Origin of the sequence: Thermodesulfatator autotrophicus, assembly GCF_001642325.1 — a bacterium.
Classification (GTDB): domain Bacteria; phylum Desulfobacterota; class Thermodesulfobacteria; order Thermodesulfobacteriales; family Thermodesulfatatoraceae; genus Thermodesulfatator; species Thermodesulfatator autotrophicus.
Window position 1 is genome coordinate 1 of sequence record NZ_LSFI01000056.1, and the last position, 6742, is coordinate 6742.

At 43.7% G+C, this 6742-nt stretch carries 4 protein-coding genes and 1 pseudogene; 1 reads left to right on the plus strand and 4 read right to left on the minus strand.

The window, feature by feature from the left end; all coding sequences use genetic code 11:
• Positions 1-2173, plus strand: a 2173-nt coding sequence (locus TH606_RS09990; protein ID WP_157627913.1) for a bifunctional diguanylate cyclase/phosphodiesterase, incomplete at its 5' end; no start/stop codon positions are given.
• Between the two features lie 14 nt (positions 2174-2187).
• On the opposite strand, the gene TH606_RS09995 is transcribed toward TH606_RS09990, so the two are convergent.
• From TH606_RS09995 to TH606_RS10010, 4 genes and pseudogenes are all read right to left on the minus strand, one after another.
• Positions 2188-3666 (minus strand): menaquinone biosynthesis decarboxylase, encoded by a 1479-nt coding sequence (locus TH606_RS09995; protein ID WP_068543563.1) that lies wholly within the window; start codon positions 3664-3666, stop codon positions 2188-2190.
• Between the two features lie 5 nt (positions 3667-3671).
• Entirely contained in the window at positions 3672-5045 is a 1374-nt protein-coding gene (purF, locus tag TH606_RS10000; protein ID WP_068543553.1) for an amidophosphoribosyltransferase, read from the minus strand.
• Positions 5046-5079: 34 nt separating this feature from the next.
• Positions 5080-6462: a TldD/PmbA family protein gene (locus TH606_RS10005; RefSeq protein ID WP_068543556.1), complete on the minus strand. Its 1383-nt coding sequence runs from the start codon at positions 6460-6462 to the stop codon at positions 5080-5082.
• A gap of 16 nt (positions 6463-6478) precedes the next feature.
• A pseudogene (locus tag TH606_RS10010) lies at positions 6479-6742 on the minus strand (hypothetical protein); the annotation flags it as partial.

Genomic DNA, 6742 nt, shown 5'->3' on the forward strand with positions numbered 1-6742 from the left:
GACACAATTACTGAAATACTACCTTAAAATTTCTCTTGACTCTCATATAAAAGATAAAGCCTTTACTTTTTTGGAGGCTTTTTTTGAAGATGTCTTTAAGCCAGGTTTTTATGAAAAAATATTAGACCTTTCTTCAAAACACCTAAAAGCTGGGATAACGCCAGCTATTTTGATGTCCTTGTGTGAATCTCTAAAAATGAAGATTATTCAAGAGTTAAGAAATTTAAAATCGTTTGATGACAAGGATTTTTGCACTGTAAGTCGCTTCTTTGCCCTTTTAGCCACTTACTTTTTTCAGGCCTATTATAATCTCCTTTTTGAGAGGTTAACCAAAAATTTAGAACAACTTTCCCGAAAGAATCGCTTTTTGTCTTTAATCAGAGAAATAAACTTGCTAATTTTTCCGGAAAATATTTCTGAAAAAGAACTTTTTGAAAAGGCCTGTCATATTCTGGTAAAAGAAGGAGGATATTCACTAGCCTGGATAGGATTGATAGAAAACGACCAAATTATTTTTAAGGGAGCTTTTCCAGAAGACCATCCTTACTTGAAGCATTTACCAAAGGAACTAGAAGAGTTTATGGGAACTGATTTGCGAAAATACGCCAAAGATTTTTTGGCTGGCCATCCTGTAATCATCAATGATATCAATCAAGACGAAGCTTATAAGGTCAGAAGGGATAAAATTAAACCGTATAACTTGAACTCTATTGCTATAGTCCCCCTTTTTTTAAACGAAAAAATCGCTGGAGGAGTTTTTCTATATCATTCTCAGGCAAACTTTTTTGCTTCAGATGAAATTAAGCTATTACATGAAGTAGGAAGAGATATAAGTATAGGTTTGCGCCATATAAGACAGCAAGAACGCCTGGAAAAAGCCCTTTTTAAAGACGATCTTACCGGCCTTCCCAACGAAAAAGCCCTTGTAATAGAACTGGCATCTTTAGCCATTGAGGCTACGAAAGATGATTTTTCAGTAGCTATAATCCGTACGGATATTATAGACTTTTCTGCCATTAACCAGTCCCTGGGTTACACTGCTGGAGACAAGATATTAAAAGAGCTGGCCCGGCGATTAAAAGAATTATTAAAAAATAAAAAAGGAATAATCGCCCGAACCGGTCCAGATGAGTTTTCTATTGCTTATTTGTTTGAAGATTTGAGTCATCTTAAATCTTTTCTTTCTTCTCTAAAAGAAATTATGAGGAAACCCTTCTGGATAAATCAAAGTGAGTTGCGTTTAGAAATTGGTTTAGGCGTAGCGGTTTATCCCAAGCAAGGGAATGACATAATAGATGTTTACGAAAAAGCGGCGGTGGCGTTAAAAAATGTTTTTAGACAGAAAGGGGGAGGAACTGCTTTTTATTCTCCTGAGCATTCTCTAGATATTTTAAAAAAGTTTTCTTTACTCGGCGAGCTTGAAAGAGCCATAAAACAAAAGGAGTTGTTGTTATTTTACCAGCCCAGAATAAACCTTCAGACCCGAGAGGTAGTTGGTTTTGAGGCCTTATTACGCTGGAAACACCCCGATCGGGGCATTATTCCTCCTTTGGAGTTTATACCCATACTTGAAGAAAGCCATCTGATTTTAGAGGTAGAGCCTTTAATATGGGAAATTATTGCCAAATTTTGGGGTAGGATAAGAGAAAAATTCCCTCACCTAAAGGTTTCTGTAAACATAAGCGCTTCTCAGCTAAAAGAAAAAAGATTCGTGGAAAAACTAAAGGACTACTTGAAGACATACGAAATTTCCAAAGAGGCTATAGAGTTAGAAATAACTGAAAGTTTGCTTCTTGACCCGGTGGCAGAAAGAAATGTCAAAAATCTTTGTGCGGAAGGTTTTAGTCTGGCTCTGGATGATTTTGGTACAGGCTATTCCTCTTTTCAATATCTTAAGAACTTAAGAGGTATGGACATAAAGATAGACCGTTCTTTTATAGCCAAGGTGCCAGATGACAGAGAGCAGGTGTCTTTAGTTATGGCTATGGTTTCTATGGCCAGGGGCCTTAACCTGCGCACAGTGGCTGAAGGCATAGAACGCCGAGAACAGCTGGCTTTTATCACCGGCCTGGGGGTTGACGAAGTTCAGGGCTTTTACTTCTCAAGGCCACTTCCCTGGCAAAATGCTCTCAACTTCCTGGAAAGCTATAATCCCAGAGAATTTTTCTGGTAGAGTTTCTGGCCGTTTTAAAGGTTGGCTAACTTCTTTTTAAGAAATTTTTCCACGCCTAATTTGTGCCAGATTTGGTTTATCTTTTGCTGGACCTGTGGGTCCATCTCAATGACATCAGGCCAGTCGCGCTCAAAACCTTCTTCAGGCCACTTACGGGTGGCGTCAATGGCCATTTTACTTCCGTAATAAGGAAGAGGTGCAGCGTGGTCAAGGGCATCCACCGGGCCTTTTACAAAGAAAATGTCGCGCTCAGGGTCAATGTTATTGCCGAGACGCCAGAGGCATTCAGAGGTGTCCTGAACATTTACTTCTTTATCAAAGATTACGATGATTTTACAAAACATCATCTGGCCAAGGCCCCAAAGGGCGGAGGCTACTTTCCTGGCATGCCCGGGATATCTTTTATCAATAGAAACAAAGGCCAGATTGTGAAAAACTCCTTCCATGGGAAGGTTAATGTCCACCACTTCTGGTAAGGTCTTTTGTATTAAGGGCAAAAAGAGCCTTTCGGTGGCTTTGGCCATGTAACAGTCTTCCTGAGGGGGCTTGCCCACAATAGTTGCCGGATAAATAGCGTCCTTGCGCATAGTCATGCAGGTAACATGAAAAACGGGATAATAATCAGGAAGAGAATAATAGCCTGTATGGTCACCAAAAGGCCCTTCAAGGCGCCTTTCTCCTGGCTCCACGTAGCCTTCAAGTACAATCTGGCTCTGAGCCGGGACTTCCAGGTCAATCGTCAAACACTTTACCATTTCCACGGGTTTTCCCCGCAAAAATCCGGCAAAAAGAATTTCGTCAACATCATCCGGGAGAGGAGCCGTGGCAGCATAAGTAGTGGCTGGATCAGGGCCAATGGCCACCGCTACTTCTAAACGCTTGCCAAGCTTTTCAGCCACGCGATAATGATGGGCCCCGCCTTTATGGAGATGCCAGTGCATACCGGTAGTACGGCGGTCAAACACCTGCATACGGTACATTCCTACATTGCGTACCCCTGTTAAGGGGTGTTTGGTAATGACTACTGGAAGGGTGATAAAAGGCCCGCCGTCCTGAGGCCAGCAGTGTAAAACCGGAAGCTTGAATAAATCTACTTCATCACCTTTAAAGGTTATTTCCTGGCAGGGGGCTTTATCAACCAATTTGGGAAATACATTGGCCAGACGTTTTATTTTAGGGATAAGATTGAGTTTTTTTATGATGGAATCAGGTTTTTCAATTTCTATAAATTGCAAGACATCTTCACCAAGGTCGTTTAAGTTTTTGACTCCCAGGGCCAGGGCCATACGGCGGAAACTACCAAAGGCGTTAGTAAGAACCGGCATTTCGTAGCCAGGTACATTTTCAAAGAGAAGGGCTGGCCCATAGACCTTGCAAACCCGGTCAGTTACCTCGGGTATTTCAAGCTTGGGAGATAATGGCTCTTTTATGCGTAAAAGTTCGTTTTCAGCCTCAAGTTTTTGAATAAACTCCTGTAAATCTTTATAGGCTATCATGGCTAATCCTTTTCAAGAATTTCTTTGTGTACGGGAATTTTTATGGGTACGGGATACTTCCCGTTAAAACAGGCCAGGCAGAAGCGCTTATGGTTGCCACCTGCCGCCTTTATAAGGCCTTCAAGTGAGAGATAATGCAGGCGGTCAAGTTCAAGATAGCGCCTTATTTCTTCAACGGAATGTTTGGCCGCAATCAATTCACCGCGTGAAGGGAAGTCTATCCCGTAGAAACAGGGAAACTTTATAGGCGGGCAGCTTATTAACATATTTATCTCAAAGGCCCCTGCTTCACGAATGGCCTTTACCCTGGTGCGGCTGGTAGTGCCACGAACCAGGGAGTCATCAACAACGGCTACCTTTTTACCTTTGAGAATGTCTTTTACCGGGTTCAATTTAACTCTAACAGAAAAATCTCGCATACTCTGGGAAGGTTGTATAAAAGTGCGCCCAACATAGTGATTTCTTATAACTCCCATTTCAAAGGGAAGGCCGGTGGCCTGGGCGTAACCAATGGCAGCGTAGTTGCCCGAGTCAGGAAACGGCATAACAAAGTCGGCCTTAATTGGACATTCTTCTGCCAGTTGAAAGCCCAGTTGTTTACGAAAGTTATAGACATTCTGGCCAAAAATATTGCTGTCTGGCCGGGCAAAGTAAATAAATTCAAAGATACAATGGGCAGTTTCTTTACTTTCCACACCTTTGTAAGAGTTTAAACCGCTTTCATCAATGACTAAAATTTCTCCAGGTTCAATGTCTCGCAGGTACTGGGCCTGAACCAGGTCAAAAGCGCAGGTTTCAGAGGCGAGGATGTACCCGCCATTTAACATGCCAAGGGCAAGCGGTCTGAAGCCATGAGGGTCCCTAAAGGCTACCAGCTTGTCCTGCGATAAGAGGATTACCGAATAAGCACCTTCTATGACTTCCATGGTATCACGAATGGCTTCTACCAGCCCTTTTTTAAGGGACTTGGCTATGAGATGGACGATGATCTCGCTGTCCATGCTGGTTTGAAAAAGAGAACCCTGCTTTTCAAGTTCGGTGCGTAATAGGTGGGCATTAACCAGATTGCCGTTATGAGCCAGGGCAAAAGTGCGTTTACCATGGATTACGAAAAAGGGTTGGGTGTTTTTAGTGGTGGTAGAGCCGGTGGTTGAATAGCGCACGTGTCCCACTGCCAGGTGGCCTTTTAGCTTCTGTAAAATGGGTTCGTTAAAGACTTCAGCCACTAATCCGAGGGCACGGTGTTCGTATGCCTCCTTACCATCAGAGGTGACAATGCCGGCACTTTCCTGGCCCCGATGCTGAAGGGCGTAAAGCCCGAAAAAGGCTATTTTGGCAGCTTCATTATGGCCAAAGACTCCTATTATTCCACACATAAGCGCTCCCGCAGTTTATTTATAGCGCTCCAATTTATTTTTCTACCGCTCCACCTACTACAATTTCCGGTATGCGTAAAGTGGGCTGTCCGTCAGAAACTGGTACTCCCTGGCCGTCTTTTCCGCAGGTGCCTATGGTAAAGCCCAGATCATGACCAACCATATCAATTATTTGTAGCACCTGAGGGCCGTTTCCTGAAATAGTGGCTCCTCTTACCGGTTCTCCTAAAAGGCCTTTTTCAATGAGGTATCCTTCCGTAACTTCAAAAACAAAGTTGCCAGAAATGGTATCAACCTGGCCACCTCCCATTTTTTTGACGAAAAGGCCTTTGTCAACGCTTCTAATGATTTCTTCCGGAGTGTGAGGCCCTGGGGCAATGTAAGTATTTGACATGCGCGGAATAGGACGGTGGCGATAAGATTCACGGCGTCCATGGCCGTTTGATTCCTTGCCGGCTTTCATGGCTGATAAGCGGTCGTAAAGGAAATCTTTTAAGACGCCGTCTTCTATGAGCACGGTTTTTTGCGCGAAAACACCTTCGTCGTCAAACTGGTAATATCCGCGCTGATAAAGAAGGGTTGGGTCATCTATCACCGTAATAAGAGGGGAAGCTACTTGCTGGCCGATTTTCCCGGCGTAAACAGAAAAGCCTTCTTCAGCAAGATCTGCCTCAAGGCCGTGGCCTACGGCCTCGTGAATCATGGTGCCGCCAGCCTCAGCGGATAGCACTACCGGCATGGTGCCTCCTGGGGCCTTGGGAGCAGAAAGCATAAGTATAGCTCGTTTGGCAGCTTTTATGGCAATTTCTTCAGGCGGAGTTTTTTCAAAAATTTCAAGGCCAATAGCCCCACCAAGGGGTTCATAGCCAGTCTGAATTATTTCTCCACGTCTGGCTACCACCTGCACGGCAAGAAGGGTGTAAATCCTTTCGCCTTTGATAAAGATGCCTTGAGAGTTGGCAATAGTAATTTTTTTGTGGACATCTTGATAAATCACTTTTACCTGCACTACTTCTGGAGAAACTCCTCGTGCGGCCCTATTGGCTTTTTTAACTAAGTCTATTTTGGTGGTGAGAGTCTCTTCAAAAGGAGGCCGCTTGATTTCGGGAAAGGGTACTTTTTTTACTTCATCAATGCTTATTTTTGGCCCGGGGGATTCGGTAATAGAGGCCAGTTCTTCGGCAAGGGTTACAATCCCTGAAGCACTTAACTCATTGGTATAGGCGTAAGCGGTATGAAAGTCTCCATAAATAGTCCGTAGCCCTGCGCCTTTATCTCCACCGGTGACCACTTTTTCCAGGCGGTCGTTTTCATAAACGATGTAGGTTGTTTCTGTATCTTCCTGGTAAAGATCGGCGAAATTGCCTTTTTTCCCCAAGGCCTTTCCCAGTATTTCTGCGGCTTTATCCGGTTGCATATTTCTCTCCTAAACTTTAAAGAAGTCTGCGTTCTCTAAGAAGTTTTGCGATTTTTTCGTCATCTCTGGCAAGCTCTCTTAAGATTTCCAGGATAGTTCTAACTAACCCTTCTCTTTCAAGGTATTCCAGGGTTTCTTCCCGGGCACGCCTGATGGTAGTCCTCCTGTCCCAGTAGGCAAAACCTATCACTACCGCTACCAGGGTAGTAAAAATACCTGCCAGGATCCAGAGGAAGGTCATCATTTGTTCAAAGCGCTTATTCATGTCATCAAAGCGCTT